This is a genomic window from Bosea sp. (in: a-proteobacteria), assembly GCA_023910605.1.
Classification (GTDB): domain Bacteria; phylum Pseudomonadota; class Alphaproteobacteria; order Rhizobiales; family Beijerinckiaceae; genus Allobosea.
Genome location: JAAVVV010000001.1, coordinates 355,248 through 381,005 on the forward strand (window position 1 = coordinate 355,248; position 25,758 = coordinate 381,005).

Annotated in this window: 23 protein-coding genes; 10 read left to right on the forward strand and 13 right to left on the reverse strand. The window is 62.6% G+C overall.

The features are described from left to right. Positions 1–61 precede the first annotated feature (61 nt). The 3 genes from HEQ16_01840 to HEQ16_01850 are packed head-to-tail and all read left to right on the forward strand — an operon-like array spanning position 62 to position 3,244. Positions 62–1,312 (forward strand): tyrosine-type recombinase/integrase, encoded by a 1,251-nt coding sequence (locus HEQ16_01840; protein ID MCO4052804.1) that lies wholly within the window; start codon positions 62–64, stop codon positions 1,310–1,312. Beyond that, a complete protein-coding gene (locus HEQ16_01845; GenBank protein MCO4052805.1) occupies positions 1,309–2,256 on the forward strand; it encodes a tyrosine-type recombinase/integrase in 948 nt (315 codons plus the stop codon). Before HEQ16_01840 ends, HEQ16_01845 begins: the two co-directional genes overlap by 4 nt. Then, complete coding sequence (locus HEQ16_01850) at positions 2,249–3,244, forward strand: tyrosine-type recombinase/integrase (GenBank protein ID MCO4052806.1); 996 nt, start codon at positions 2,249–2,251, stop codon at positions 3,242–3,244. The genes HEQ16_01845 and HEQ16_01850 overlap by 8 nt, the downstream gene beginning before the upstream one ends. A gap of 37 nt (positions 3,245–3,281) precedes the next feature. Here HEQ16_01850 and HEQ16_01855 read toward each other — a convergent pair whose 3' ends face one another. Then, the gene (locus tag HEQ16_01855) at positions 3,282–4,337 is read right to left on the reverse strand and encodes a DNA primase (GenBank protein ID MCO4052807.1); all 1,056 of its coding nucleotides are present in this window, start codon (positions 4,335–4,337) and stop codon (positions 3,282–3,284) included. 505 nt (positions 4,338–4,842) lie between these two features. Here HEQ16_01855 and HEQ16_01860 point away from each other — a divergent pair. The 3 genes from HEQ16_01860 to HEQ16_01870 all read left to right on the forward strand — a co-directional run bounded on the left by HEQ16_01860 (position 4,843) and on the right by HEQ16_01870 (position 7,294). Continuing rightward, entirely contained in the window at positions 4,843–5,256 is a 414-nt protein-coding gene (locus tag HEQ16_01860; protein ID MCO4052808.1) for a transposase, read from the forward strand. Then, on the forward strand, positions 5,253–5,615 hold the full coding sequence (gene tnpB / locus HEQ16_01865) for an IS66 family insertion sequence element accessory protein TnpB (GenBank protein MCO4052809.1): 363 nt from the start codon (positions 5,253–5,255) through the stop codon (positions 5,613–5,615). The genes HEQ16_01860 and tnpB overlap by 4 nt, the downstream gene beginning before the upstream one ends. A gap of 74 nt (positions 5,616–5,689) precedes the next feature. Further along, positions 5,690–7,294 (forward strand): IS66 family transposase, encoded by a 1,605-nt coding sequence (locus HEQ16_01870; protein MCO4052810.1) that lies wholly within the window; start codon positions 5,690–5,692, stop codon positions 7,292–7,294. Between the two features lie 125 nt (positions 7,295–7,419). Here the strand turns inward: HEQ16_01870 and HEQ16_01875 are convergent, their stop codons facing one another. After that, positions 7,420–8,538, reverse strand: a complete 1,119-nt coding sequence (locus HEQ16_01875; protein MCO4052811.1) for a Fic family protein — start codon at positions 8,536–8,538, stop codon at positions 7,420–7,422. A 184-nt stretch (positions 8,539–8,722) separates the two neighbouring features. Here HEQ16_01875 and HEQ16_01880 point away from each other — a divergent pair, with 184 nt between their 5' ends. Genes HEQ16_01880 through HEQ16_01895 form a run of 4 tightly spaced genes read left to right on the forward strand, consistent with a single transcriptional unit; the run spans position 8,723 to position 12,994 of the window. Beyond that, a complete protein-coding gene (locus HEQ16_01880; protein MCO4052812.1) occupies positions 8,723–9,880 on the forward strand; it encodes an ABC transporter ATP-binding protein in 1,158 nt (385 codons plus the stop codon). 5 nt (positions 9,881–9,885) lie between these two features. Next, positions 9,886–10,833 (forward strand): sugar ABC transporter permease, encoded by a 948-nt coding sequence (locus tag HEQ16_01885; GenBank protein MCO4052813.1) that lies wholly within the window; start codon positions 9,886–9,888, stop codon positions 10,831–10,833. Then, entirely contained in the window at positions 10,830–11,672 is an 843-nt protein-coding gene (locus HEQ16_01890) for a carbohydrate ABC transporter permease (protein ID MCO4052814.1), read from the forward strand. Before HEQ16_01885 ends, HEQ16_01890 begins: the two co-directional genes overlap by 4 nt. Positions 11,673–11,707: 35 nt before the next feature. After that, on the forward strand, positions 11,708–12,994 hold the full coding sequence (locus tag HEQ16_01895; GenBank protein ID MCO4052815.1) for an extracellular solute-binding protein: 1,287 nt from the start codon (positions 11,708–11,710) through the stop codon (positions 12,992–12,994). Positions 12,995–13,020: 26 nt separating this feature from the next. On the opposite strand, the gene HEQ16_01900 is transcribed toward HEQ16_01895, so the two are convergent. The 11 genes from HEQ16_01900 to HEQ16_01950 form a co-directional block, all read right to left on the reverse strand. Continuing rightward, on the reverse strand, positions 13,021–13,941 hold the full coding sequence (locus HEQ16_01900; protein ID MCO4052816.1) for a metallophosphoesterase-domain-containing protein: 921 nt from the start codon (positions 13,939–13,941) through the stop codon (positions 13,021–13,023). 281 nt (positions 13,942–14,222) lie between these two features. Further along, positions 14,223–15,041 (reverse strand): hypothetical protein, encoded by an 819-nt coding sequence (locus HEQ16_01905; protein MCO4052817.1) that lies wholly within the window; start codon positions 15,039–15,041, stop codon positions 14,223–14,225. A 61-nt stretch (positions 15,042–15,102) separates the two neighbouring features. Then, entirely contained in the window at positions 15,103–16,662 is a 1,560-nt protein-coding gene (locus HEQ16_01910; protein MCO4052818.1) for an ABC transporter substrate-binding protein, read from the reverse strand. An 82-nt stretch (positions 16,663–16,744) separates the two neighbouring features. Further along, positions 16,745–17,614 carry an ABC transporter permease gene (locus tag HEQ16_01915; GenBank protein ID MCO4052819.1) on the reverse strand — a complete coding sequence of 290 codons (870 nt, stop codon included), beginning with the start codon at positions 17,612–17,614 and terminating at the stop codon, positions 16,745–16,747. A gap of 23 nt (positions 17,615–17,637) precedes the next feature. After that, positions 17,638–18,573 (reverse strand): ABC transporter permease, encoded by a 936-nt coding sequence (locus HEQ16_01920; GenBank protein MCO4052820.1) that lies wholly within the window; start codon positions 18,571–18,573, stop codon positions 17,638–17,640. A gap of 213 nt (positions 18,574–18,786) precedes the next feature. Next, positions 18,787–20,262: a nucleotide pyrophosphatase gene (locus HEQ16_01925; protein ID MCO4052821.1), complete on the reverse strand. Its 1,476-nt coding sequence runs from the start codon at positions 20,260–20,262 to the stop codon at positions 18,787–18,789. Position 20,263: 1 nt separating this feature from the next. Beyond that, entirely contained in the window at positions 20,264–21,139 is an 876-nt protein-coding gene (locus HEQ16_01930; GenBank protein MCO4052822.1) for an ABC transporter permease, read from the reverse strand. After that, positions 21,136–22,068 (reverse strand): ABC transporter permease, encoded by a 933-nt coding sequence (locus HEQ16_01935; GenBank protein MCO4052823.1) that lies wholly within the window; start codon positions 22,066–22,068, stop codon positions 21,136–21,138. The genes HEQ16_01930 and HEQ16_01935 overlap by 4 nt, the downstream gene beginning before the upstream one ends. Beyond that, positions 22,068–23,069, reverse strand: a complete 1,002-nt coding sequence (locus HEQ16_01940) for an ATP-binding cassette domain-containing protein (GenBank protein MCO4052824.1) — start codon at positions 23,067–23,069, stop codon at positions 22,068–22,070. Before HEQ16_01940 ends, HEQ16_01935 begins: the two co-directional genes overlap by 1 nt. Beyond that, a complete protein-coding gene (locus HEQ16_01945; protein MCO4052825.1) occupies positions 23,066–24,061 on the reverse strand; it encodes an ABC transporter ATP-binding protein in 996 nt (331 codons plus the stop codon). Before HEQ16_01945 ends, HEQ16_01940 begins: the two co-directional genes overlap by 4 nt. Before the next feature lie 13 nt (positions 24,062–24,074). Beyond that, positions 24,075–25,709, reverse strand: a complete 1,635-nt coding sequence (locus tag HEQ16_01950; protein MCO4052826.1) for an ABC transporter substrate-binding protein — start codon at positions 25,707–25,709, stop codon at positions 24,075–24,077. Positions 25,710–25,758: the final 49 nt, after the last annotated feature.

A 25,758-nucleotide genomic window follows, 5' to 3' on the forward strand; every position in this document is an offset into this window, starting at 1 on the left:
CGTTCCGAACAACGTGCGTCCTGCAGCATGATGGCGCCTCCCGCAACAAGGAGGCTCTATGATGTTTTCCGAACTGTTCGTCATTCCCGCTTTGCTCAAGCGTTACGATACGGCGCCCCTGCCCGAGCAGCGCGCGCATTATTTGCGTCACCTGCAGCAGCTCGGCTATCGTCGCTCGACGCTGCGCAAAAGCGCCAACCACCAGCTCGCGCTGATCCGGCTCCTTGATCTGAGAGAAGGCGATCAAGTCAGCCTGTCTCGCATCAAGCACGCGGGCGCACTCTGGGCGCGGCCACGCGGACGTCGATGCAAGCAGGCCGCCACAGCCAAGGCGAGAGAGCGGTTCGTCAGCTTCGGGATCGGATGGCTCCGTTTCCTCGGCTGGTTCGACGAGACTGGAGGTATGCATCGGCGTCGCCACCCCGAGGTTCAGCGCTTCGAGGCCTGGATGCGCGACGAGCGCGGCCTGTCAGAGGCCACGATCCGCGACTACTGCATCGTCGCCAACCGCTTCCTCACATGGCTCGCCGTGCAACGCGTCGCACTCGACAAGGCGAGTATCGCCGATATCGACGCTGCCCTCACTGAGCGACGGCAATCCGGCTCCTTGAGCCGCCGGGCGATGCACGACCATGCGCAGAGGCTTAGGGCGTTCATCCTCTTCGCTGAAGCATGTGGTTGGATCGCGCCGGGGCTGGCCGCCGGGATCATGCCGCCACGCTTCATGGCGGATGACGGCGTGCCAAAGGGGCTGAGACGGGACGACGTTCTTCGCTTACTCGCTTCGGTCGAAGGCGACCGCCCCGTCGACAAGCGCGACCGTGCGGTCCTGATGCTGCTGGCCATCTATGGGCTGCGAGCAGGAGAGGTCGGTGGCCTCCGGCTGGATGATGTCGATTGGGAGCGGGGCTTGCTCCACGTTCGATGCCCGAAGCCCGGGCGGATCAACGTGTTGCCGCTACCGCAGAGCATTGGCAACGCGATCGTGCGCTATCTGCGGGAGGCGCGGCCGCGGAGCTTCGGGCGCAGCTTGTTCCTCACGATGCACGCACCTATCCAACCGCTCAGAAGCTCTGCCTTGGGCGCGATGGTGCGCCATCGTCTGGCCGCCATCGGCGTCGTATCTGGCCGGCGCGGCACGCACGCCCTGCGGCACGCCGCGGCCCAGCACCTTCTCGATCATGGCATGCCGATGAAGGTGATCGGCGACCTCCTCGGCCACCGCGACCCGTCCTCGACGGCGATCTACGCCAAGGTTGATCTCGCAGCGCTCCGCGAGGTGGCGGCGCTCGGTCTGGAGGGTTTGGCATGACCCTCGGCGACGCGATCGAACTCTATATTCAATGGCGGCGGTCTCATGGTGCGAAGTTCGTCACGGGTGCGCGCCTCGTGCGCGGCTTGCTCCGCTACGCCGATGGCGCTGCATCCTGCGATGCCGTCACAACGGACCAGGCGATCACCTATATGGCTGGCGCAGGACCGCTGACCCGCCACCGCGAGAACAAGTGCTACGCACTTGCAGGCTTCTGGCGGCATGCAATCAGCCGAGGCCATGCCAGCCGTTCGCCGTTGCCGGTTGACGAGCCAAGGCCTCCCAGAAGGGCACCGCCGTACATCTATTCGCAGGACGAACTGCGGCGGCTATTTGATCCCGCGACGGTAGCACTCAGCCGCTGCGGTGCGGTGCAGCTCGACGCGGCAACCTTCCGGGTCTTGCTGCTTCTCTTGTACGGCGCCGGCCTGCGCTACGGCGAAGCGACGCGACTGGAACTGGCGGACGTGGATCTCGTGGAGGCCGTCCTAACCATCCGCGCCACGAAGTTCTTCAAGAGCCGTCTGGTCCCGATAGGGCCGCAGCTTGCGGCAGTGCTCGGCTGTCACATGGCCTTGCACGGTGGAGGCGGACAACCGGGCTCCCAACCCACATTCTTGCTCGCGAACCCGGATGGGACCGTGCTCGCCACCAGCACCGTGCAGGATGCGTTCGACAAGCTGCGGCGCATCACCGGCTTGGCTGCCTCGCCCGGTACCAGGACCCCGCGCATGCATGACCTACGCCACAGCTTTGCGGTCCACAGCCTGACCAGCTGGTATCGCCGAGGCGCGGATGTCCAGCGGCTTCTGCCGGCGCTCTCGACCTATCTCGGTCATGCGGATCTCGAAGGCACCAAGGTCTACCTGACGATGACGCCTGAGCTTCTGCAACAGGCATCGCTGCGCTTCAGCTCCTATGCCGCAGGAGGTCGCGATGCGTGAACTCCTCACCCTCGGACCCTGGCTCCGCCGCTTTCTGTGCGAGCACATCGTCACTGAGCGCAATCTGGCGCGCAACACGCAGGCGAGCTACCGCGATACGTTCAGCCTTCTGTTGCCGTTCGTCAGCCGGAAGCTGCGCAAGCCTGTGGATCGGCTCGCAGTCTGCGATCTCACATCGCGACTCGTTCTTCAGTTCCTCGCCCATCTCGAGACGGAACGGGGCTGCTCCGCCCGCACCCGCAACCAGCGGCTCGCCGCCATCCGGTCCTTCGCACGCTTCGTCGCGAGCCGGGACCCGGGCTATGTGGAGTGGAGCGGCCACATGCGAGCGATCGCCATCAAGAAGTCCATGCCGATAGCCGTCGGTTGGCTGACAAGGGCGGAGATGGAGTCCCTGCTAGCCGTTCCCGACCACCGGTCACGGCGAGGGCGTCACGAGCATGCGATGCTGCTCTTCCTCTACAACACAGGGGCGAGGGTATCGGAAGCGTCGCAGCTTAAAGTGCGCGATCTCCAGATGCGGCGCGGCAACGGCGGACACGACATCGCCATTCTGCATGGCAAGGGCGGCAAGACGCGACAGTGTCCTCTCTGGCCAGAGACGGCTCGCATCCTCAAGGGGATGACCGCCGACCTCACCGCCGATGACGCGGTGTTCGTCAGCCGGCTTGGTACGGCATTCACCCGTTTCGGCGTTCATCGCCTCGTCGCGCGGTGTGCCGCCAGCGTTCCGACGCTGGCGGCTCGCAACGTGACCCCGCATGTCATTCGCCACACGACCGCATGTCATCTCGTTTTGGCGGGCGTCGACATCAACACCGTGCGAGCTTGGCTCGGCCACGTGTCGATCGCCACCACCAACATCTACGCTGAGATCGATCTCACGCTGAAGGCGAGCGCTGTTGCGCTGTGCGAGGTCAGCGGACCGTCGGCGGGTCGGATCTGGAAGCAGGACAAGGATCTCATGGCGTTCTTGAGGTCGTTGTGAAGCACGTTGTTCGGAACGGTTCGGGCTCTTCTGGCGATCAGCTCGTCCCGGCCGGTCGGCGGCGTGCGAAGCGGATGACGTCCTGCGGCATGAGTTGGCTTCGCAGCGCCGCCCGCAGCGCACCGAGGCCGAAGGCGCGGAGGTCATCGTTGAAGTCGCCCAACCGCGGGGACAGCACGAGCACCTGGACGCCTTCTGCTTCGGCGCGCGCACTCAGGGTCCTGAGCGCGACGCCGCCTGCGGCATCGGCGTCGTGGGCGACGTAGAGCCGACGCAGCGTCGCTGGGAGCAGCAGGGCGGCGAGGTGGTTGGCGGACAGCGCGGCGGCCATCGGCAAGGTTGGCAGGGCGTAGCGCAGGGACAGCATCGTCTCGATGCCTTCGCCGACGGCGAGGACGTCGCCGACCGCGCCGAAGCGTACGGCATGACCGAGGAGACCGCCCATGGCTCGTCGCGGCGTGTCGATCGGCGCCTTGCCGGAGCCGTCCGGCGCCAGCCAGGTGCGATGCACGCCGGTGGTGCGGCCCTTGAGATCGGTGACGATCGCGATCATCGCTGGCCAGATCTCGGTCGGTGAGTGGTCGTCTGGACGGTAGTAGCAGCATGGATGGAAGCGGAGCGCGCCCGCGTCGTGGACGGCCCTGATGCAGCGCCTGCGCAAATACGTCTCCACGGGCGTCCCGCTGATCGGCTGCGACATGGCGATCAGCCGACGCGCCGCTTCGGGCGATCCTGCGGGAACGTCAGCGTGAACGGGCGTCGTGATGGGCCGCGGGTCAGCCCGAGGCAGGCCGAGGAAGCGACGCGCCTCCTCGGTGGCATCCCGGAACTCGGCGAACCCGCAGCTCTCGCGGATGACGTCGAGCAGATCGCCATAGGTGGCTTCGGCGGCGTCGGTCCATCGACCAGCTGCGCCAGGTCCGGCATCTGGCCCGGTGAGCCGGACGAACATCGACCTCCCCGGCGTGTTGCGCACGTCGCCGACCATCCAGTAACGGCCTTGACGTCGCCCCCTCGAGAGGTAGTGGCGGCACACCGCCTCGGCGTCGCGGGCGAGCCGACGCGCCAGCTCGGAAGCATCGCGGGACATCACGCGATCCTCCCAGGCAGGCTGGGATTATGTTGCGGAGAAGCTGCCGATCCCCCGAAAAATACGGCCTGTTCGCCGGAGCGCAACATAACCCGCGCAGCAACATAATCAGTCTTATGTGCAACTCAACATAAGACTGACGCTGCGACCAGCGAGCATGGCGATCTCCTCGACATCATCGCACGCGCCGAGCGCCTTGAGAGCCTCCGAGACATCCTTGCAGAAGCTCGCCGCTTTCTGAGCTTGCCGCAAACAGATCCCGCAACGCGGCGGATCCCTGTGGCGACAGGCTCGTCAGATGCTGCCCGTCGTTTGTTTCACGCCGGCACTCCGATCGCCGGTACATTGGCTGAGCGCTACCTGGTCAGCCGCGGCATTTCGGATTTGGGTGCGCTTCCAGCTCTGTAAGCGTTCTGCCATGGCTGCCTTGCGCGGGGGCGGGTCCGGCATCGTATGAGCATGGTCTGGACGGTTGTTGTCGTCCTTAAGCCTATGCGCAAGGACGGCTATGGACACCCGGACGGAGATTATCAGCCAGGTTGAGCGCCGTCGTCGCTGGAGCGTCGAGGAGAAGGTGCGGCTTCTGGAGGCGACGATGCAGCCGGGCGCTTCTGTGGCGGCGGTTGCGGATCGGCATGGGGTGAGCCGGAGCCTGCTGTTTTACTGGCGCAAGCAGGCGAAGGCGGGGCTGATGCCGGGCGTGACGCCGCTGGCCTCGCTGGAGGCTCCGGTCTTCGCGCCTGTTGTCATCGCAGCCGAAGCGCAGCCGGGACAGAAGCCTTCACCAAAGCCCCCGCGCAAGATGGCTCCGCGTGCCGACTGCACGGTGGAGGTCAGCTTGAGCAACGGCCGGGTGCTGAAGGCGGATGAGGGTATCGCGCCTGAGCGGCTTTCGGCTCTTGTCGCAGCGCTCGACCGATGACGCCACAAACCCTGACCTCGCCTTTGGCGGGCGCGCGCATCTACATGGCGCTGGCACCTGTGGATATGAGGAAGGGCTTCGACGGGCTGTCGATGGTGGTGCAGGATCTTTTGAAGAAGGATCCGTTCCGCGGCCACCTGTTCATTTTCCGGGGCAAGCGCGCTGATCTGGTGAAGATTCTGATGTGGGACGGCACGGGGCTTTGCCTGTTCGCCAAGCGGCTGGAGCGTGGCCGCTTCGTCTGGGCAGTGACGCAGGATGGCGAGGTTGTACTGACGCCCGCACAGCTGTCGATGCTGCTCGAAGGCATCGACTGGCGCTCGCCGTTACGCACGGATCAGCCACGACGTGCGGGGTGAAGTGCTTCGCGCAAAAGGTCAAGATCGACATTGATTCAATAGCTTGACCCCATCTGCCCTGGTATCTTCACCTCATGATCGAAGCAGCGGGACAAGATAGTGACGAGGTGGCGCGGCTTCGCGCGCTCGTCGCTGCGCAGGCTGCAGCGCTGAAGACGGCGCAGGCCGAAGCTGCCGCCGCCAAGGCCGGTCTTCTTGTCAAGAGCCTGGAGATCGAGAAGCTCAAGATCCAGATCGCGCGGCTCAGGCGCATGCAATTTGGCCGCTCCTCGGAGAAGCTCTCCCATGAGATCGAGCAACTGGAACTGCGGCTCGAGGAACTGGAGATGGTCGAGGCGGCGAACAATGCAGCCATCGACGAGATAGCTCCTGCCGCTGATGCAGCAACAGCCAAGCCGAAGGCCACGCGCCGCCCTTTGCCTGAGCATCTGCCGCGCATCGAGATCGTACACACGCCTGCCATCGTGAACGACCCTGCCTGTGCTTGTCCATCCTGCGGAACGGCAGGCAAGTGGCGCAAGGTGGATGAGGATGTCCGTGAAGTCCTGGAGTATGTGCCGGGCCGCTTCGAGGTTATCCGCCATGTGCGTCCCGCCTTCTCGTGCCGCACCTGCGAGAGCATGGCGCAAGCTCCGATGCCGAGCATGCCGATCGAGCGCGGCATGGCCGGACCGGGCCTGATCGCCCAGGTTCTGGTTGGCAAATACTGTGATCATCTCCCGCTTTATCGCCAGGCAGAGATCTTTGCCCGCGAGGGCGTCGAGATCGAGCGCTCGGTGATGGCCGGCTGGGTTGCCAAGGCCGCAGAGCTTGTCGCGCCACTGGTCGAGGCGGTCGGTGCCCATGTGATGCGGGCTGAGCGGCTGCATGCCGACGACACGCCCGTGCCAGTGCTGGCGCCGGGCCTCGGGCGCACGAAGACAGGGCGGCTCTGGGTGTATCTGCGCGATGAGCGACCCCGTGGCGGTCAAGACCCGCCCGCCGCGCTGTATCGCTACACGCCCGACCGCAAGGGAGAGCGACCGCGCGAGCACCTCAAGGCCTTTGCAGGATTCCTGCAGGCGGATGCCTATGCCGGATTCAACGAACTCTATGCGACGAGTGCCACGCGTTCAGCCGCCGCAACCGAGGTTGCCTGCTGGGCGCACGTCAGGCGCAACTTCCACGACGTTCACGCCGGGACAGGCTCGCCCCTGGCACTGGAGGCGATGACCCGCATTGGCAAGCTGTTCGAGGTTGAGCGCCTCATTCACGGCCAGCAGCCCGAGGATCGGCGCAAGGCTCGTCAGGATCTGGCGCTGCCCGTCATGACCGAACTCGCCAGCTTCCTCGACCATTCCCTCGCCCAGATCTCCGGCAAGAGCGACCTGGCCAAGGCCATTCGCTATGCCCGATCGCGCTGGGCAGCACTCACCCGCTATCTCGACGACGGCACCCTCGATATCTCCAACAACGCCGCAGAACGCGCCATCAGGCCTCTCAAGCTCGGCGCCAAGAACTGGTTGTTCGCAGGGTCCGACGCAGGCGGCGAGCGCGCCGCCGCCATCTACACGCTCACCGAAACCGCAAAGCTCAACGGGCGAGACCCAGCGGGATATCTGCGAGCAGTCATCACCAGGATCGCCGATCACCCCATCAACAAAATCGCCGACCTGTTGCCGTGGAACCTTATGCCGTAGCCGTCAGAGGACGCTTACTTTGGGCCGTGTTTGTTTGCGTCTCACGCATTCACAACAACATGGCTTGCTGCTCACGAAACGGCTTTTCATGAAACGCAAACTGGCTTGATGTGATTTCGTGCAACTCAAAAAGCATCCTTGCCTTCTGCAATGTTCAACAGCTCGCTGAACGCGAAGATCGCAGGACGACGACCGCTGCCAGGGCGCAACTCACGCAACAAGCCGTTTTTGTGCACCTCACGCAGAATGCGTTGTGCAGTCGGTTTTGGAATGCCGCTGTTGCTAACAAAGTCCGTTGTCTTGAAGACAGGTCGACGAAACATCCAGTCCAGCGCTCGCATCGAATGTTGCGAACGTGTGATCTCCGCAATCCAGACTTTGCGCCCGTTATAAAGCGACAGAATTTTCTGGGCTTTGGTCTGGTTCTCTTCTGCCTGTGCAATCATCCCGCGCAGGAAGAACGCACACCATCCTGTCCAGTCACCATCGCGCGACACGGCCAGCAGATGGTCGTAATACTCGTCCCGGTGGCTTTCCAGATAAGCGCTCAGGTAGAAGTTTGGCCGCGCCAGCAGCTTGTGGCTGAACAGGAACAGCGGGATGATTAGCCTTCCCAGACGGCCATTGCCATCAAGGAACGGGTGTATCGCCTCGAATTCAGCATGGACGATGGCAAGCTGAACCAGCCGGTCTAGCGCATCGGAATGGATGTAGGTTTCCCAGTCATTCATCGCCTTTGGCAGCTGATCAGCCGATGTTGGCACAAACCGTGCGTTCTCAATCGTGCAGCCGATTGGTCCGATCCAGTTGGGAATCTTGCGATAGTCGCCCGGAGCCTTATTATGGCCGCGCACCCCTTGCATCAGGACAGCATGAACCTTCTTGATCAGCCTTTGCGAGAGTGGCAGCCCATCCAATAGGTGGATGGCCTCACGCAGCGCCTTCCGGTAATTCAGCACCTCGCGGATATCGGCTTTCTTGGGGGTGCTTTCGTCAAGGAGGTCACCCTCGGCTTCAAACTCCAGCACCTCGCCAAGAGTGGCCTGGGTGCCTTCGATCCGGCTGGAGAGCACGGCTTCCTGATCAGTCAGCGGCGACAGCAGCACATCCGGGTTAGGCACGCCTTGCAAGACGCCGTCATAACGAGCGATTGCTGCATTCGCAGGTCCGATCAAGGGCAACAAGCGTGGCCAATCAAGATCGACCGGAGGAAACTTGCCGAGATGATAGGGAACCGGGCTCATTCAGCAGCTTCCAGGAGTTGCTCGGCATCCGACAAATCGATCTCGCCTGAAATGACCTATCGACGCTGTTCAGATTTCCCGAGCCACTTCTATGGGAGAGCCGTGTTTCATGGAACAGACATGGCCTCGTTGCATGAGCGTCACCTAGCGGACTTAAGACGGGCTACGTAGAGAACTCCGACGCATGGCCACGATTTCGTTTTCCAGCATCACCAAGTCGTTCGGGGAGACCCGCGTTCTCAACAGCGTGAGTCTCGATGTCACGGATGGCGAGTTTCTGGCCTTGGTCGGCCCTTCCGGTTGCGGGAAAACAACGCTTTTGCGCATTCTGGCAGGGTTGGAAGGCCAGGACGACGGTGAGGTTCGCATCGGTGACCGCATCATTGATTACGAGCCACCGAAGGCGCGCGACATCGCCATGGTGTTCCAGTCCTACGCGCTCTACCCCTACATGAGCGTACGCCAGAACATCGGCCTGCCCCTGGAAATGCGCCGGCTAACGACCCTCCAGCGCCTGCCGCTGGCCGGTCGATTCATCGGCGATGCCGCTACGCGGCGCGCCAGCATCGAGGGGGACGTGGCCGCCGTGGCCCAATCGCTGCAGATTGGCCATCTCCTCGACCGCAAGCCGGGGCAACTCTCCGGCGGGCAGCGCCAGCGTGTGGCCCTGGCGCGGGCGATGGTGCGCAAGCCAGCCGCCTTCCTGATGGACGAGCCGTTGTCCAACCTTGACGCCAAGCTGCGTGTGCAGGCCCGCGCCGAAATCGCCGATTTGCACCGCCGCATCGGCGGCACGTTTGTCTATGTTACGCATGATCAGGTCGAGGCCATGACCATGGCCGACCGCGTCGCGGTGATGATGGGCGGCGACCTCCTTCAGGTCGCGTCGCCACAGGAGATTTATGCCAACCCTGCGGATGTGCGCGTGGCTGAGTTCATCGGCGCGCCAAAGATCAACATCCTGCCCGCATCGGTCGGCCAGCACGGCCGTGTCAGCGCACTGGGGCAGCTTTTGCCGCTCATTTGCAGCCTGCCGGAAGGATTGCCCGTCAGTATCGGCATACGGCCCGAACATCTCAAGATTGCAACCGAAAACGGCGTTCCGGCCATCGTCCGCCATCTAGAGCATCTGGGTGCGGACATCTTCGTTTACGCCGATGTCGAGAACCTCAAGGAACGTGTCGTCATGCGGTTGTCGCCAGAGCGTGATGTGCGCTTGCGGATTGGTGATCATTTCGGCCTCAATCACCTGACAGCGCGGACTTTCCTGTTCGGCGCTAACGGGCGGCGCGTGTCGACCAAGCCATCTGACGCGGCGGCGCTTCTGCAGATGGTGAGCTGACGATCATGTCGGCGAGCCTCGCAGTCGCAGATATCGCACCGCGGGCCGCCAGTACAGGCAAGCGCCGCCGCTCCCCAACCGAGCGGCTCGAGTTCATCGCAGGCTGGCTGCTCAGCACCGTTGCCACCATCATGATGTGGCTGCTCCTGATCGGCCCCTGCGTCGCTGTGCTGCTGATCTCCTTCACCGATTGGGAATTCGGCATGCCGAGGGTGGCATTCATCGGCATCGAAAACTACCAGAAGATGTTTGCTGACCGCGTGTTCTGGACCTCGTTCCGCAACACCGTGATCTATGTGGGCCTGCTTGTTCCCATCTCGGTCGCCCTTGGCCTTGGCATAGCCCTGCTGATCAACGCCGGGGCGCGGGGGCGCGGCTTTTATTCTGCCGTCTATTTCCTGCCCGTCACCGCCACCCTGCTGGCAACCGCACTCGCCTGGGAGTTCGCCTTCCACCCGACCGTGGGTTGGTTCAACCTCCTCTTGTCTGCTTTCGGTTTCCCGAAGCTGGACTGGATGAAGGATGGCAACGTCGCACTGTATTCGCTCATCATCATCGGCGTCTGGCAGGCCGCAGGCCTCAACATGATCCTGTATCTGGCAGGCCTGCGTGCCATCCAGCGTGATCTTTATGAGGCCGCCAGCATCGACGGTGTCGACAGCGCCTGGGAGCGCTTCCGGCGCGTGACCTGGCCGATGCTGGGCGCCGCCAATGTCTTTGTGGTGAGCATCACCACGATCCGCTCGTTCCAGGTCTTCGACACCGTGCAGGTGCTGACCGATGGCGGGCCGAACAAGGCGACCTCAGTGTTGGTCTACCTGATGTATCAGGAAGGCTTCCAGTTCCTGCGCTCGGGTTATGCGTCCGCCATCACGGTTGCCTTCCTCGTCTGCACGCTGGCGCTGACCTGGGCGCAGACGGCCGTGCTCGACAAGCGGGCGCACTACACATGAAACGTCTAACCCAGCCCAAAGCACTGGCCTTCGAAGTGCTGCGGCACATGCTGCTGCTGCTAGGCGCGGCCTTCATGCTGTTTCCATTTGTGGTCATGGTCTCGACCTCGCTAAAACCAGCAGGCGAAATCTTCTCGCCCGGTTTCTCGCTGCTGCCGCAGACGTGGGCCGCGGTTGAAAACTACACCACGGCCTTCACGCGCATCCCTCTAGGGCGCTTCATCCTGAACGGCGTGTTCGTCGGTGCGGCGATCTTCTTCTTTCAGGCGCTGATTGCCGTGCCTTGCGCTTATGCGCTGGCAAAGCTCAGGTTCCGCGGCCGCGAGACGATCTTCGTCTTCGTGTTGCTGGGCCTTCTGATCCCGCCGCAGGCGCCGGCCATCCCGCTCTACATCGCCATGTGGCAGCTCGGTCTCATCGATACTTACGCCGCGCTGATCATCCCCTCAAGCATCTCGGTGTTCGGCATCTTCCTGATGCGGCAGTTCTTCCGGCAGGTCCCGGATGATCTGATCCATGCGGCGCGGATCGACGGGCTGAACGAGTTTGCCATCGTCTGGCGCATCATGGTGCCCTCCGCCATGCCGGCGCTGATCGCCTTTGCGGTGCTGTCGCTGGTGTGGAACTGGAACGAGTATTTCTGGCCGCTGATCGCCATCCAGTCGACCCACCTGATGACCCCGCCGCTCGGGATCGCCTTTTTCGACAATGCGGAGGCCGGCACCAATTACGGCCCGCTGATGGCCGCGGCCGTCGCCGTCACGGCCCCGCTTGTCATCGCCTTTCTCGTCGCCCAGCGCCGCTTTCTCGAAGGCTTCGCTGTCACCGGCGTGAAGTAACCGGCCAGAACGCCGACAACCCCGGGAGCCCAGACATGACAACCACACGCCGTACGATCCTCAAGGGATCGGCCGCCTCGGCGGCTCTTCTCGCCGCGCCGCTGGTGGTGCGCGCACAGTCCGCCATCGAACTGACGGTCCAGTACCCTTCGGCCAACCTGTTCCAGAAAATGCACGAGGACATGAAGGTCCGTTTCGAGGCGAAGCACCCGAACGTCAAGCTGACCTTCCGCGCGCCTTACGAGAGCTACGAGGATGGCCTGCAGAAGTCCCTGCGCGACGCCATCACCCGCTCCTTGCCGGATGTGTCCTATCACGGCGTCAACCGCCAGCGGACGCTGCTGGAGCGCGACATCCCGGTTGATCTGGCCCCGTTCATCAAGGCGGATGCCGAGTGGGCTTCGCTTGGCTTCACCGACCAGATGCTCGATCTTGGCCGCATCGGCGGCAAGCAGACCGGCATTGGCACGGCGCTCTCGACGCCGATCCTTTATGTCAACGTCGACATGATGACCAAGGCTGGGCTGAAGACCGAAGACCTGAACTCCTGGGATGCGGTGATCAAGGCTGGCGCAGCGATGGACAAGCCAGCCGACAACATCCGCGGTATGTTCTTCGACTGGACCATCACCGGCAACTGGTCCTGGCAGGGGCTGGTCTTTAGCAATGGCGGGCGGATGCTGAGCGAGGATGAAGCCCGCGTCGCCTATGGCGATGCACCCGGCGAAGCCGCAATCCAGTTGCTGCGCCGCTTCGTTGATGATGCGAAAATGCCCGATCTCAAGCCCGAAACGGCTTTCTCCGACTTCTTCGCCGGGCGGCTTGGCATCCTGATGCAATCGACGGCACAACTGGCCCGCGTCACCCGCGAGATCGGCGGCCGCTTTCCGCTGAAAACCGTACGATATCCCATCATGACTGCCAACGGGCGCATCCCTGCGGGTGGCAAGGTCGCCATGATGTTCACCAAGGATGCCGCCAAACAGAAGGCGGCCTTCGACTACATCAAGTTCGTCACTGGCCCCGAAGGCGCGACGATCATGGTCAACAACACCGGCTATATGCCCTCGACTGCCCTGCCAGGCCAGCGCGAGGATATGCTTGCCAAGTTCTATCGTGAGAACCCGAACTGGAATACCACCCTGCAGCAGCTTCCGGTGATGACCGGCTGGTACGCCTTCCCTGGCCAGAACGCGCTGAAGATCACCGATGTGATCAACGACCACCTGCAGACGGTTGTAAACCGCACCAAGGAGGCACTGCCGACGCTGAAGCAGATGACCGCCGACGTGCAGGGGCTGCTGCCACGCCGCGCCGGCTGAACGCGCAAGCCGACAGGCCCTCGGCGTCAGACGCCGGGGGCCATTTCACGATCAAACGCCTCTATCCGCTTCTGGCGGCCGCTTTCGTCGGCAAGCTCGGCCAGCGGCGGCAGCGGCTTGTACCAGCGCCGGGCAAGCTGCTTCACGGGTAACTCCAGCGCCATTGTGTCTTCGCCATGGACGCGCCACGCGACATTCTCCGCGCCAAGCTCAAGCATTCCCCACGCACCAGCAGGAGCGCCATGCCCGCGATCAGGTGACATCGTGAAGCTCTCGGTGAGCGACTGCAGCGTCAGATGCGTGACGCCGTCCACGGTCGTCACCGTGTTCCAGTGAACATGCCCGGCCACGCACAACAGGGGCTGTCGGCAGCTGCGCAACACCTCGCGTAGCACACTGGTTTGCGGGTAACGCGAAAAACCAAGCGAATTCTGGAAGTAGTAATTCCCGTCCTGCCCGTGGCCAGATAGCGGCACATGGCTGGCTATCAGAAGCGGCCTGTCAGCATCGGCCACGACGCCGGCAAGCCAGTCAATGTCGCTATCGGGACAACGAAAGCCGTCGGGCCTGCGCATCCGCGTATCGGCACGAAACATGACGACGCGCCAGCCGCCAAGATCGATTGTCAAGTTGCCAAGCATCTGGCCGAAAATCTCCTCGTTGTCCTCGACAGACAGGAAATCACGGTCATGGTTGCCGCAAATGTGCAGGACAGGCGCAATTGCCTTGATCGGCGCCAACGCCTCCGCGACCTCGTGCTCAAGATCCAGATCGGTCTGGCGGTCGACATCCGAAATCCGGTCTCCAAGCTCAAGGATCAGATCGGGCTTGTGCACTTCGGCAAAGTCGGCGAAATCCGCCAGCAACCGCAAGGCATGGCTCCCCTTCTTGGCTTCGGCGTCCTTGCCGTGGTGGATATCGGTGATGATAGCAATGCGTGGCATGATGGAACCTCGAGTGGATGACTCATGCACAGAGTCGCCGACAGACATGACAGGCTGGTGACTGATCCCGGCCAAGGGTCTGGCTTTCATAGTGCGGCGTCACGACACGAAGTGGGATGATGTGTCTGGGATGCGAGAACGGACCACGAATCCAGGTTGGCTTGATGTCTGAAGCGGCGCCCGAACTCGCCGTTCTTTTCCGGCAGAACGCCACGGCCTGAACGCCACAAAATCTGCCCCAGTTACCAGGTGGTTCACTTCATCGATGCTTCGTGGACTGGCAATCAGGTGCGCAGCGGACGAGGTGGCATGTTGGTTGTAGTGCCGCCAAGGTCGGTCCAGCGCGAAGTGTCCTGCGCGATCATCAAACGTGGCTCGACAAGCTCGTGGCTGATCTTGCCGCCGTCAAGGGTCCAGACCAGATACCCTGGCCGCGACCAGCGCCGCCATTTGCGCCATTGCCGCTCGAAGTTGACCATCGCGGTCGGCGGCGCCCAGACGATGCCCATGCCTTGATAGCGCAGCTTGCGGTAGACATGCAGATGGCCGCAGGCGATCACCTTGACGCGCGCCTCTCGGCAGATATTGAAAAACTCGCGCCGGGCCGGATAGGGCACACATGATGTCGTGGGCCTGTCGTCTTTCGGGTCGGTTTCGAAAGGTGGCATGTGCATGAACACCATGGCCTGACGGTGACCGCGAGAGTCCAACTGCTCGCCGAGAAATGCGAGCTGGGCATCCTCATCGGCCAGTCCGGACGCCATCAGCGCTGTGTCCAGCCCTATCAGGCGCCAGCTGCCGATATCGTGGCTCCACCACATCGGCCCAACGGCGCCTGTCCACGCAATCATGCGCGCATCGTTGATCGGCTGATCGAGCCGCGAGAAGGGCGGCGCCTCGCCGATGTCATGATTGCCCGCGAGCGTCAGGACCGGTGCCGGCAGGCGGGCCAGTTGGGATTTCGCGAACGCGAGATCGTCTGGCCGCACCGGACCATTGAAGGACACATCACCGGTGTGGACGATGAGATCAGGCTTGAGCGCCTGCATCTCGTCAACGAAGACGTCATAGTTGTCGATGAAGTATGCATGCGTCTCGGACAAATGGGTGTCCGACACCTGTACAACGCGGATTGGGCGATCAACACCGTTGGCAGCGCTCATCTCAGGCAAAGCTCAGATTGTCGGCCCGCAGATCCATGAAAAAGAAGCTGTAGGGCGTCCATTTGACCTTTTTCTTCACGCCATAGGTTTCCAGCGGCTGATACAGGATCGTGCCTGGGCACGCATCTTCATAGGCATCCAGCATCTGGGCAAACAGGGCCTTGCGCTTGGCCGGATCGGTCTCGCCCAGCAGGGCGCGCCCAGCTGCGTTGAACGGCGCCGCATCGGCTTCGGCAAAGGCCTTGGTGGTCTGGAAGGCCGAGGCAGGTCCCCAGCTTGGCCAGATGGCGCCGAGCGGATCCGGGAAGCGGGTCGAGTTCGAGGTGTTGCCCACCTGCTGACCGGGACCCTGCATCTGGTTGAAGTTCTCGACAACCTGAAGGCGCGCGTCGATGCCGACAGCCTTCCACATCTCGACGATGATCTGCGCGGCATCAAGAGCGCCGGTGTAGTAGTTCGGCATGGTGCGGTAGGTGATCGGCTCGCCCTTGTAACCAGCCTCGCGCAGCAGCGCGCGTGCTCGTTCAGGATTGAAAGGCAGGCTGCGGCCTTCCAGGAACATCTGGCCATATTCCGGGTAGTTGTGCGATGGAGGGATCACTGCTTTGCCGAGCCACAGCGCATCGACCAGCTTCTGGCGGTCGATCGAGACGGCAAGGGCCTGCCGGATGCGCTTGTCCGAGGTCATCGGCCCGCGCGCATCGAAGGTCAGCAGGTGGCTGTTGGCCAGCACGACGGAGCGCGCCTCGACATCGCGGTAGCCCGAGATGACCTGAATCTGGTCCGGCGGCACATTGGTGATCAGATCAAATTCCCCCGAGACAAGACCTGCAATGCGGGTCGACAGTTCCGGCACCTCGCGGAAGGTGACACGCCGGGCCGACGGGCGGCCCATCCAGTAGCCATCGAAAGCCTCGAACTCCATGAATTCATTGGGTCGCATGCGCGTGAAGCGATAGGGGCCCGTACCGACCGGGTTCTTGCCAAAGCCATCAAGGCCGACCTGCTCGTAGTGCCGCTTGTTGATGATCCATGAACACCAAGAGGCTAGCCGCTGCGCCATCAGCACGTCAGGCGTGCGGGTCCTGAAACGGACTGTATGTTTGTCAATCGCCTCAACGGCTTCGAGCGTGCCGAAGAACGGACGGCCGCCCGGAATATCGGCCTTCTCACCCCAAAGCCGGCCTTCGCGGAACGTGTAGGCGACATCATCGGAGGTCATCTCGTCGCCATTGTGAAACTTCACATCGGAGCGGAACTTCACCACGAGCGAGCGGGGATTCTCGTGTTCCCATGACAGCGCCAGGTGGGGTAGCAGCTTTGAGCCACCGCCATCTGGCTGGCTCTTGAAATCGCGCCGGATCACCGTGTCGAACACCGAATAGGTGACGCGCGTGCCGACATTGTTCAGTTCCATGGCTGGCTCGAGCACCTTCGGCAGTTCTGCGACAGCTACCGTCAGCGTCGGGCGCCGGTCCGTCTGGGCGAAGGCATGTGGCGTGGTGATAGCGAAAGGCGCGGCAACCGCGCCTCCCATGAAACGACGGCGATTGAGCGACATGGAAACCCCCTTGGACACGTCCTTGTGGCTACCGTGCCTGTGCGACATGGCCATGACGTCCTGAGCAAAGCTCAAGCGCAGCTCATGAGGCGCTGTCGAGCGTGGGGTCGAGTCGGTCGCGCAGCCAATCGCCGAACAGGCTGACAGACAGCGTTGTCAGGAAAATCACCATGCCGGGACAGACCGCGATCCACCACGCTTGCAGCAGATAGTTGCGGCCCGCGCCCAGCATCTGGCCGAGCGATGTGCCTGGAGGCTGCACGCCGAGCCCAAGGAAAGAAAGCGTGGTTTCAAGCAGTATGACCCAGGGAAATGTGATGGTCATCTGCACCACCAGTGATGCGGCGATGTTGGGCAACACATGCCTGATGTTGACACGGTTGATGTCTGCTCCCAGCGACTGGACCGCGCGGATATAGAGCGCAGCCTGTTCCGACATCACCAGCCCGCGCACGAGGCGCGTATAGCGCTCCCAGCCCTCAAGGCTGACCAGCACGATGAAGATCATGAGGTTTGAACCAAGCAGCGCAATGAATGCGATGGCAATGAAAAAAGCCGGCAGTGCTGCCTGCACATCAACCATCATCATGATGATATCATCCAGCCAGCCGCGCTTGCGTGCGGCAACGTATCCAAGGACCGTGCCGATCACTGCACCGATCAGCGTTCCGGCCAGCGCAATCGCAATCGATGTGCGGATGCCGTAGATCAGGCGGCTCAGGATATCGCGTCCCAGATGATCAGTCCCAAGCGCATAGGCCCATTCTCCACCCCAGAAAACTGGCGGGCGCAGACGGCGGGCCAGATTCTGGGTGGCGAAATCGTAAGGTGTGATGAAAGGTGCAAGGATGGCGACTGCGACCATCAACGCCAGAAAACCGACTGCCAGCCTGATGCTGAGCGGCATGCCAATGGTGCGGGCAGCAGGCGGCTTAGCAGATATCACCGCCATGTTGACCGGTTCGGCAGAACGCATCAGGCGACGCCTCTCGTACCAAGCGCGTCGAGGCGCGGATCAATCAGCGCGTGGATGATGTCGACGGCAAGATTTGACACGATTATGACGAAAGCCACAAACAGGATGGCGGTCTGGATGACCGGCAGATCGCGCGACCCCGCAGACGATACCAGCAGCCGGCCCACTCCCGGCCAGGCGAAGATCGTCTCCGTGACCGCAGCGCCCGCGAACAGCAGCCCGGCTTCGATGCCGAGAAACATCAGCAGCGGTACGGCGGCGTTCGGAAAGACATGGCGCAGCAGCACGGGCAGGCGCGGCACACCCTTGGCGCGTGCCGTGCGCACAAAGCTCTGGCCCAAAACCTCCAGCATGGCGGTGCGTGTAAAGCGGGCAATCTTGCCAAGCAGGCCGGCCGCCAATGTGAGCGTTGGCATGATCAGGTGCCACCAGGTTTCAGTGCCCGAGGATGGCAGCCATCGCAGCGTCAACGCGAATAGCAAGATCAGCAGAATGCCCAGAAAGAAAGTCGGGATCGACAAGCCCAGCACGGCCATCGACATGACAATGCGGTCCAGCGCCGAATTGTGCTTCAGCGCCGCGAAAACCCCGAGCGGAATACCGATCATGAGCGCAAGACCCAGTGCCGCCGCGGCCAGCAAAAGGGTGTTCGGAATGGCCTCAGCCACAACAATGGCGGCCGCGCGTCCGTCGGCGAAAGAGACGCCAAGATCGCCGCGTGTGACCGCAACCAGAAAGCGGACATATTGCTCAGGAATAGGCCGGTCTATGCCCCAGCGCTCGCGATACTCGGTTTTCACCTCAGGCGGCATGTCGTCCGGCAGGAGGATATCGGTCGGATCGCCGGCCAGACGCAGCACCACGAACACGGCGGTGACACAGATGGAGAGCGTGAGCACCGCACGCAGCATGCGACGGGCAATGAAGGTCAGCATGTCCGCCCCGCGCGGCTTTTGCGCGATGTGCCTCGACAGTTGCTGATCAAATGGCCAAGTCTGTATTGCATCGTCCTCAATCGCCTAATGGTGCGAGATGTCAGCGGCGTGACAGAAGCCGGTTGGCCAGCGGCCCACGCGGCTGCCTTTGGTCGAGTTCAAAGCCGGGCATTTCGTCCGGGCGGACGCCGCGTGAGACGCGATGATCGGATCTCAGCCGATCCGGCTGCCATGGACCGGAAACATGTGATTGCCGCGTCGTCTGACACTCAGTCGTTGGCGAAACGATCCAATCCCAGCCTCGAAGCTTGTGATCGTGGGAGCATGGTTGCGCGTAGCAGCGGCCGTCAGACTGGCGCCGCGCATGCTGGCCGGGGCGTCGAGCCCAAGCAGGTCAAGCACTGTCGGCGCGATGTCGATGATCCCGGACGGCGCCTCACTCAAGCCGGGCAGTCCGCCACGCGCGGCGCCACCCAGAATGAGCACGGTGTTGATTTCATGCCGGTTGAGCCCGCCATGCATGCCGCCGCCGACGGGAACGCCTCCGGTGATCAGTCCAAGGCCCGGTAATCCGTGCGCATCTGCCTCGGTCCCCGATCGGAGCACATAAACCAGTTCTGGCTGCCTTGCGTGGTCGAGCCCAACCAGACTTGTGGAGAATGTCCCTTCGACAGCACCTTGGACGGGATCATCGGAGGGCGTGAACACCATCCCGATTTCGTCGCGCTGCATCAGCCAGCGGGCAATCGCATCGCGGCGCTCCATGTCGCCATCGACCATGCGGATCTCGCCCATATTGCCGCCGGTGACCGTGATATCTGCACCATTGATTGCCCGTGACGAGGCACGCGCCGCCCTGTGCCCGGCCTCAGTGAGCCGTGCAGCGATATCGGCAACGCCGGAGCTTGAAATCTGACCGTGATCCGAGGCGACGATGAGCGCGATCTCGTCCGCGTCAGGCCGCGCCTTGATCACGGCAAGAATGCGACCGAATGCAGCATCAACCGCTTTCATGATGGCATTGGTTTCGTCAGAGGCCAGGAATTTGTAGTGAAACGAGGTATCGGGCTCATTGAACCAGATCAGCGCGACGTCCGGGTCCATTTCGCCAAGTACATGCTCTGTGAAAACGCGCATCACATAGTCGGTCTCCTCAAAGCGAGGCAAAGTGCGGGGTGGGAGCGGCCCGAAACGTTCAACCACCTCATCGACCGCGTGAAGCGTCCGTGTCGCATCGCGCCCCATCACCGAGAACGTCCAATGGCCATTGACGGCGGCGCGCGGGTTGATCGCATAGGTCGAACCTGCGGAGCCCGAGTGGACCACGGCGAAACTCTTGCCGTGGGTAGCCAGTCTGTCGCCAAGGGTTTCTGGCGCAATCAGTGGGCCGGCGAGGCGACTCTCGGCCAGAGCGAGATCGTCAGCCAGAGACGTGTCGAGCACGAAGTCGCGCGTCACCTCGGGGCAGTAGAAACTGTTGCCGACAATCCCATGAAGGGCTGGTGGCGCACCGGTCGATATCGACGACGTCGCCACCCGTGTCATCGACGGAAACACCGAACGCGCCTCGCGAAACCACAGGCTATCAGCCGCAAATCCAGCCAGATTCGGCATCCGGGCCGATGTCACCATGTCGGGCCTGAGCCCATCGAACACCACTACAACAACACGTGAAGCTGTCTGCATCATCTCATCTCAACGTTGGATCAAGCTTGTCGCGCAGCCAGTCGCCAAGGACGGAAACGGCCAGCGTCGTGAACACGATGGTCAGGGCCGGGCTGAGCATGATCCAAGGCGCGCGAGTGATGTATTCGCGGCCATAGCCGACCATGTTGCCGAGACTGGTCATCGGCGGCTGCACGCCGAGCCCGAGGAAGGACAGCCCGCTTTCAAGCAGGATCACCTCTGGAAAGACAAGCGTCATCGAGACGATCAGCGTGGAGGCGATGTTGGGCAGGATGTGGCGCAGATAAACCCGCATGGGCGAGGCGCCGAGCTGGCGGCAGGCGGAGGCATAGCCCTGCGCGCTTGCCGAGATCGCCAACCCGCGTGAGATGCGGGCATAACGCTCCCAGCCAAACAGGCCCATCAGGCCAATGAGCAGCGCCAGCGAATTGCCGAAGAAGGCAAGCACCGAAAGCGCCAGGATCAGGAACGGCATGGAGGCCTGAAAATCAGCCAGCATCAGCACGATCTGCTCGACGAAGCCACGAAAGTAAGCGGCGAGGAAGCCGAGCGTGGTGCCGAGCACCGCCGAAATGATCGACGCACCAAAGGCAATGAGAAGCGAGATGCGGATCGACATCAGCAGGCGCGAAAGCACATCGCGGCCAAGCTCGTCTGTGCCCAGGATATGCGGGAATGCGCCCGGCGGCGCCAGCCGGTTGCGCAGGTTTGGCGAAGTGTAGACAAACGGGCTGATCAGGGGCGCGAAGATTGCGACCAGGATCATGCCGATCAGCCAGAGCAGCGCGATCTTGACCAGAAGCGGCATGTCATGGCCCCGCCTTTTTCGGCTGACCACCGGATGCCCTGAAGTGGTTCCGGGCAGTGCGTGATCGCTCATGACGCCTTCCCCGCGTTCTGGCGCAGGCGCGGATCAAGGAAGCCGTACAGGAAATCGACGATCAGGTTTGAGGTGACCATCGTGGCTGCGACCAGCAGGAGAATGCACTGCACCACCGCCAGATCACGGTTTGCGACTGCGACAACCAGAAGCCGCCCAACGCCCGGCCATGAGAAAACACTCTCCACAACGACCGCCCCGGCGATCAGCGTGCCGATCATGAAACCGACAATGGTGACAGTCGGGATGGCGGCATTGGGCAAGGCATGGCCGACGATGACATCGCGCCATGGCACGCCCTTGGCGCTAGCCGTACGGATGAACGGCTGACCCAGAACCTCCAGCATGGCACTGCGGGTGAAGCGCGCCAGCACCGCCGCGCCGCCAATGCCGAGCGTGATGACTGGCAAGATGGCATGCCGCCAGCTATCCTGCCCGCCCGATGGCAGCCAGCCGAGCTTGACCGCGAAGATCAGCACCAGCGTCAGGCCAAGCACGAAACTGGGGATGGTGAAACCAGCGACCGACAGCGTCATCACGATGCGGTCGGCGAGGCTGCCGCGATGCAGGGCCGCATAGATGCCAGCGGGAATGCCAAGCCCGATCTTGATCGCCAGCGCAGGCAACGTCAGCGCCAGCGTCACCGGAATGCGCTCGGTCACCAGTGCGATAGCGGAGCGCCCATCGCGCATGGAACGACCAAGCTCGCCTTGCAGGATCGCGCCGAAATAATGAAAATACTGCAGCCAGATCGGATCATCCAGACCCCAGGCCTTGCGGAAGGCGGCGATCACCTCCGGTGGCGCTTCCGGCCCCATGATGATCTGCGCCGGATCGCCCGACATGCGCAGCACGATGAAGGCGAAGGTGACGACCAGCGCAATGGTGATCATGGCGCGCCCGAGCCTGATGGCGAAATAGCGCAGCATCAGGCGGCCTTTTCGATTGCGGCGCTGGAAGGCTCAATCAGATGGCAGGCAACACGGCGCCCCAGGCCCTGATCGACCGGCAACAGCGCAGGTTTTTCAACCTTGCATCGCTCCGTGGCGAACGGGCAACGTGGATGGAAGCTGCAGCCGCCCGGCCGATTGGCTGGGTTTGGCGGCTCGCCCTTCAGCACGATGCGCTGTTGGTCGGGCATGCGCAGCGTCACCGGAGCCGCGGAGACAAGCGCGCGGGTGTAGGGATGCAGCGGCTCGGCGAACAAATCATCCGCATCGCCCACCTCGACAAAATCACCGAGATACATGACCGCTACGCGTCTGGAGACCTGCCGCACCACCCGCAGGTCATGGCTGATGAACAGCATGGCAATGCCGAACTCTGCCTGCAGATCGACCAGAAGGTTCACGACCTGTGCCTGGATCGAGACGTCCAGCGCCGAAACCGGCTCGTCGCACACCAGAAAATCAGGTCTTGTCATGAGCGCGCGCGCAAGCACCACGCGCTGACGCTGCCCGCCCGAGAGTTCGTGAGGATAACGGCCCATCTGTTCAACTGAAAGCCCGACGCGGGCCAGCATCTCCTGCGCACGCAGCAGACGTTGCGCAGGATCGCCCAACCGGTGGATATCCAGCGGCTCCTGAACCTGGGCGATTACCGGCAGGCGGCGATCAAGCGCGCCGAGCGGGTCCTGATAGATCATTTGCATGCGCGCGCGCTGAGCCCGCCACGCCAGACTGCCGGAGGCGGGAATTGGCTGGCCGATGAACCGCACTTGCCCCTCATCGGGAGGCTCCAGGCCGAGGGCCATGCGCCCCATGGTTGACTTGCCTGAGCCGGACTCGCCAACGATGCCCAATGTCTCGCCAGCGGCAATGCTGAAACTGACGCGGTTGACCGCGCGCACTTTCGTGATGGCACCGAACAGCCCACGCCGCGAGCCATAGGTGCGCGAAAGGTCCGTGGCAGTGAGCAAGGCGGCGCTCATGCGGCCTCGAATTGGCGCTGGTCTTTTCGCGCTGGCTCATGGGGATCAAGCACGCAGGCGAGCCGACGCCCTGTCTCGGCGCTGCGAAGCGTTAGCGGGGAAATGAGACAGGCATCCGTCACCTCGCTGCAGCGCGGCGCAAAGGCGCAGCCCTTCGGCAGCGCGCGCGGGTCAGGCACAACACCGGGGATCGAGACCAGCTTGCGGCGTGCCCCTCCGAGAGGCGGTAGCGAGTGCAGAAGTCCGCGTGCATAGGGGTGTCGGGGGGCTGCGAACAGATCGGCCGCCGGCGCTTCCTCGACGATGCGCCCGGCATACATCACCGCGACGCGGTCGCAGGTTTCCGCAATGACACCGAGATCATGGCTGATCAGCACCAGTGCCATGCCCATCTCGCGGCGGACAGTGTTGATCAAATCGAGGATTTGTGCCTGAATGGTGACATCCAATGCCGTTGTGGGCTCGTCGGCCACCAGAATGTCTGGCTCCCCGGCCAGCGCCATGGCAATCATCACGCGCTGGTTCTGGCCGCCTGAAAACTCATGCGGATAGGACGACAGGCGGCGTTCCGCATCGGGAATGCCGACCAGATCAAACAGCCTTTTCGCCTCCGCCTTGATTGCAGCACCCGAAAGCCCGCGATGCAGCGCCAAGGCCTCGCCGATCTGTGTGCCGACCTTCAGCACAGGGTTTAGTGCGCTGGTCGGGTCCTGAAAGATCATCGCGACGCGACCACCACGGACCTTATCCAGTGTTTCAGGCATTGCACCGATCAGTTCGAGGCCGTCAAGCCTTGCACTTCCGGAAACGCGCGCCTTGCCCGGCAGGAGGCCAAGCGCCGCAAGCCAGGTGACCGACTTGCCGGACCCTGACTCGCCGACGAGACCGAGAGCCTCGCCCTTGCCAATCGAAAGGTCGATGCCATGCAAAACCGTGATCCCGTCGAAGCTGACAGTCAGCCCCGACAGGGTAAATTGTGTGGAAGGTATCATGATCCGGCTGGCCTCAGACATAGTTGCCGGGCCGGAAGTCCATGGCGAAGGCTGGCGAAGCTTTCCAGCGCAGTGCTTTCGGCTTTGCCGTGAAGGTCGCGTTCTGGTGCAGCACCGTGTAGGCGGGGTCCTCGCGCTCACAGATTTCTAGCATCCGCCGGAACGCGGTTTTCCGCTTTGCACGATCGGTCGAGGTTTCGAGTACCTCCGAGAGTTGGTTCATCTCGGCATTTGTCCATTCGCCGGCCTGCTGCTGCGAGCCGTTGGGACCGTGCTGGTTGACGATTGACGAAACAGGATCGCTGAACGGGGCGGAGTTGGACCAATCGCGAATGGCTCTGGCCTCGCCACGTGCCATGATCTGCGACCAGTTCTCGACTGTATTGATCTGGACGTTCAGCCCAACCGACCGCCACATCTCGACCAGCACCTGCGCTGTGGAGTTCTGGTTGGTGTAATAGTTGTTCAGCATGCGGTATGGGATCGGGTCGCCCTTGTATCCGGACTGCCGCAAGAGATCGCGGGCCAGCGTCGGGTTGAATTCCGGCACCGTCCAATCGGCATGGAACATATCTCCGTAATACTCCCACTGCAGTCCGGCGGGAACCTTGGTGCGGCCAGCCCAGAGCGAGTCGACGATGGCCTGGCGGTCGATGGAGTGGGTCAGCGCGCGGCGGACCAGCGGGTTCTGAAGCTGGGCATGGTTCTTGTCGAACACCGTCAGGCGGTGGTTGAGGATCGTGCCGCCCTGCACCTCGAAAGCGGCGTTCTTCTCGATGTCCGAGATCTGGTCCGGCGGAATGTCGCAGGCGAACTGATACTGGCCTGACAAGAGCCCGGCGATGCGGCTCGGCACTTCGGGCACCTCGACGAAACGGATGCGGCGCAGCGGTGGACGCCCGCCCCAATACTCGTCATGGGCTTCGAGCGTCAGCGAGTTGTCGGGCCGGAATTCGACGACCTTGTAAGGACCGGTGGTGATCGGCTTGCGGGCCCAGTCGAGATAGCTTGCGGCATCTTCCCAGCCCTTGCGGCTCATGATGTCGGAACCGTAGCGGGCAAGACGGCCCTCGAGGGTTACGTCAGGAGTCGCGTTATAAAAACGAACCGTATACTTATCGATGGCTTCTACCCGGGCCAGATCTGGCCAGGCGCGACGTGCAATAGCTGTGACTTCAGGCGGTAGCTCCTTGCCGGGGCGCGGCGCAGGAATGCGACCCTCAACACGGATGACCGTCCGGTTCTTAGGTTCGGTATTCCCGAACATGCGCTCACGCGAGAACGTAAAAACGACGTCCTCGGCTGTCATTTCCTCGCCGTTATGGAACTTGACGCCCTGACGCAACTTGAGTTCGACGGTCTGGTCGTCGATGCGCCTCCATTCCGTGGCGAGCCCCGGACGCGGAGACAGGTTGCCTAGCCAGTCGCGGCTGATCAGCCCTTCCCAGATCGAGGTAAAAAATACACGCTCGCCAACATTGGATTGCTCGCGCAGCACGTCGAGCACATTGGAGTTGGTAATTTTCTGCACTGCGATGGTGATCGAGGCGCGGGTGTCGGATTGGCCGATGGCGAAGTTCGGCAAGGCCGATGCGCCAAGCGCGCTTACGCCAAGCTGAAGCGCCCTACGTCGTGTGAAAGCCGTCATGATCGTCTCTCGGTTTGTTCAAAAAATTGGTATTTTCGATGACATGACG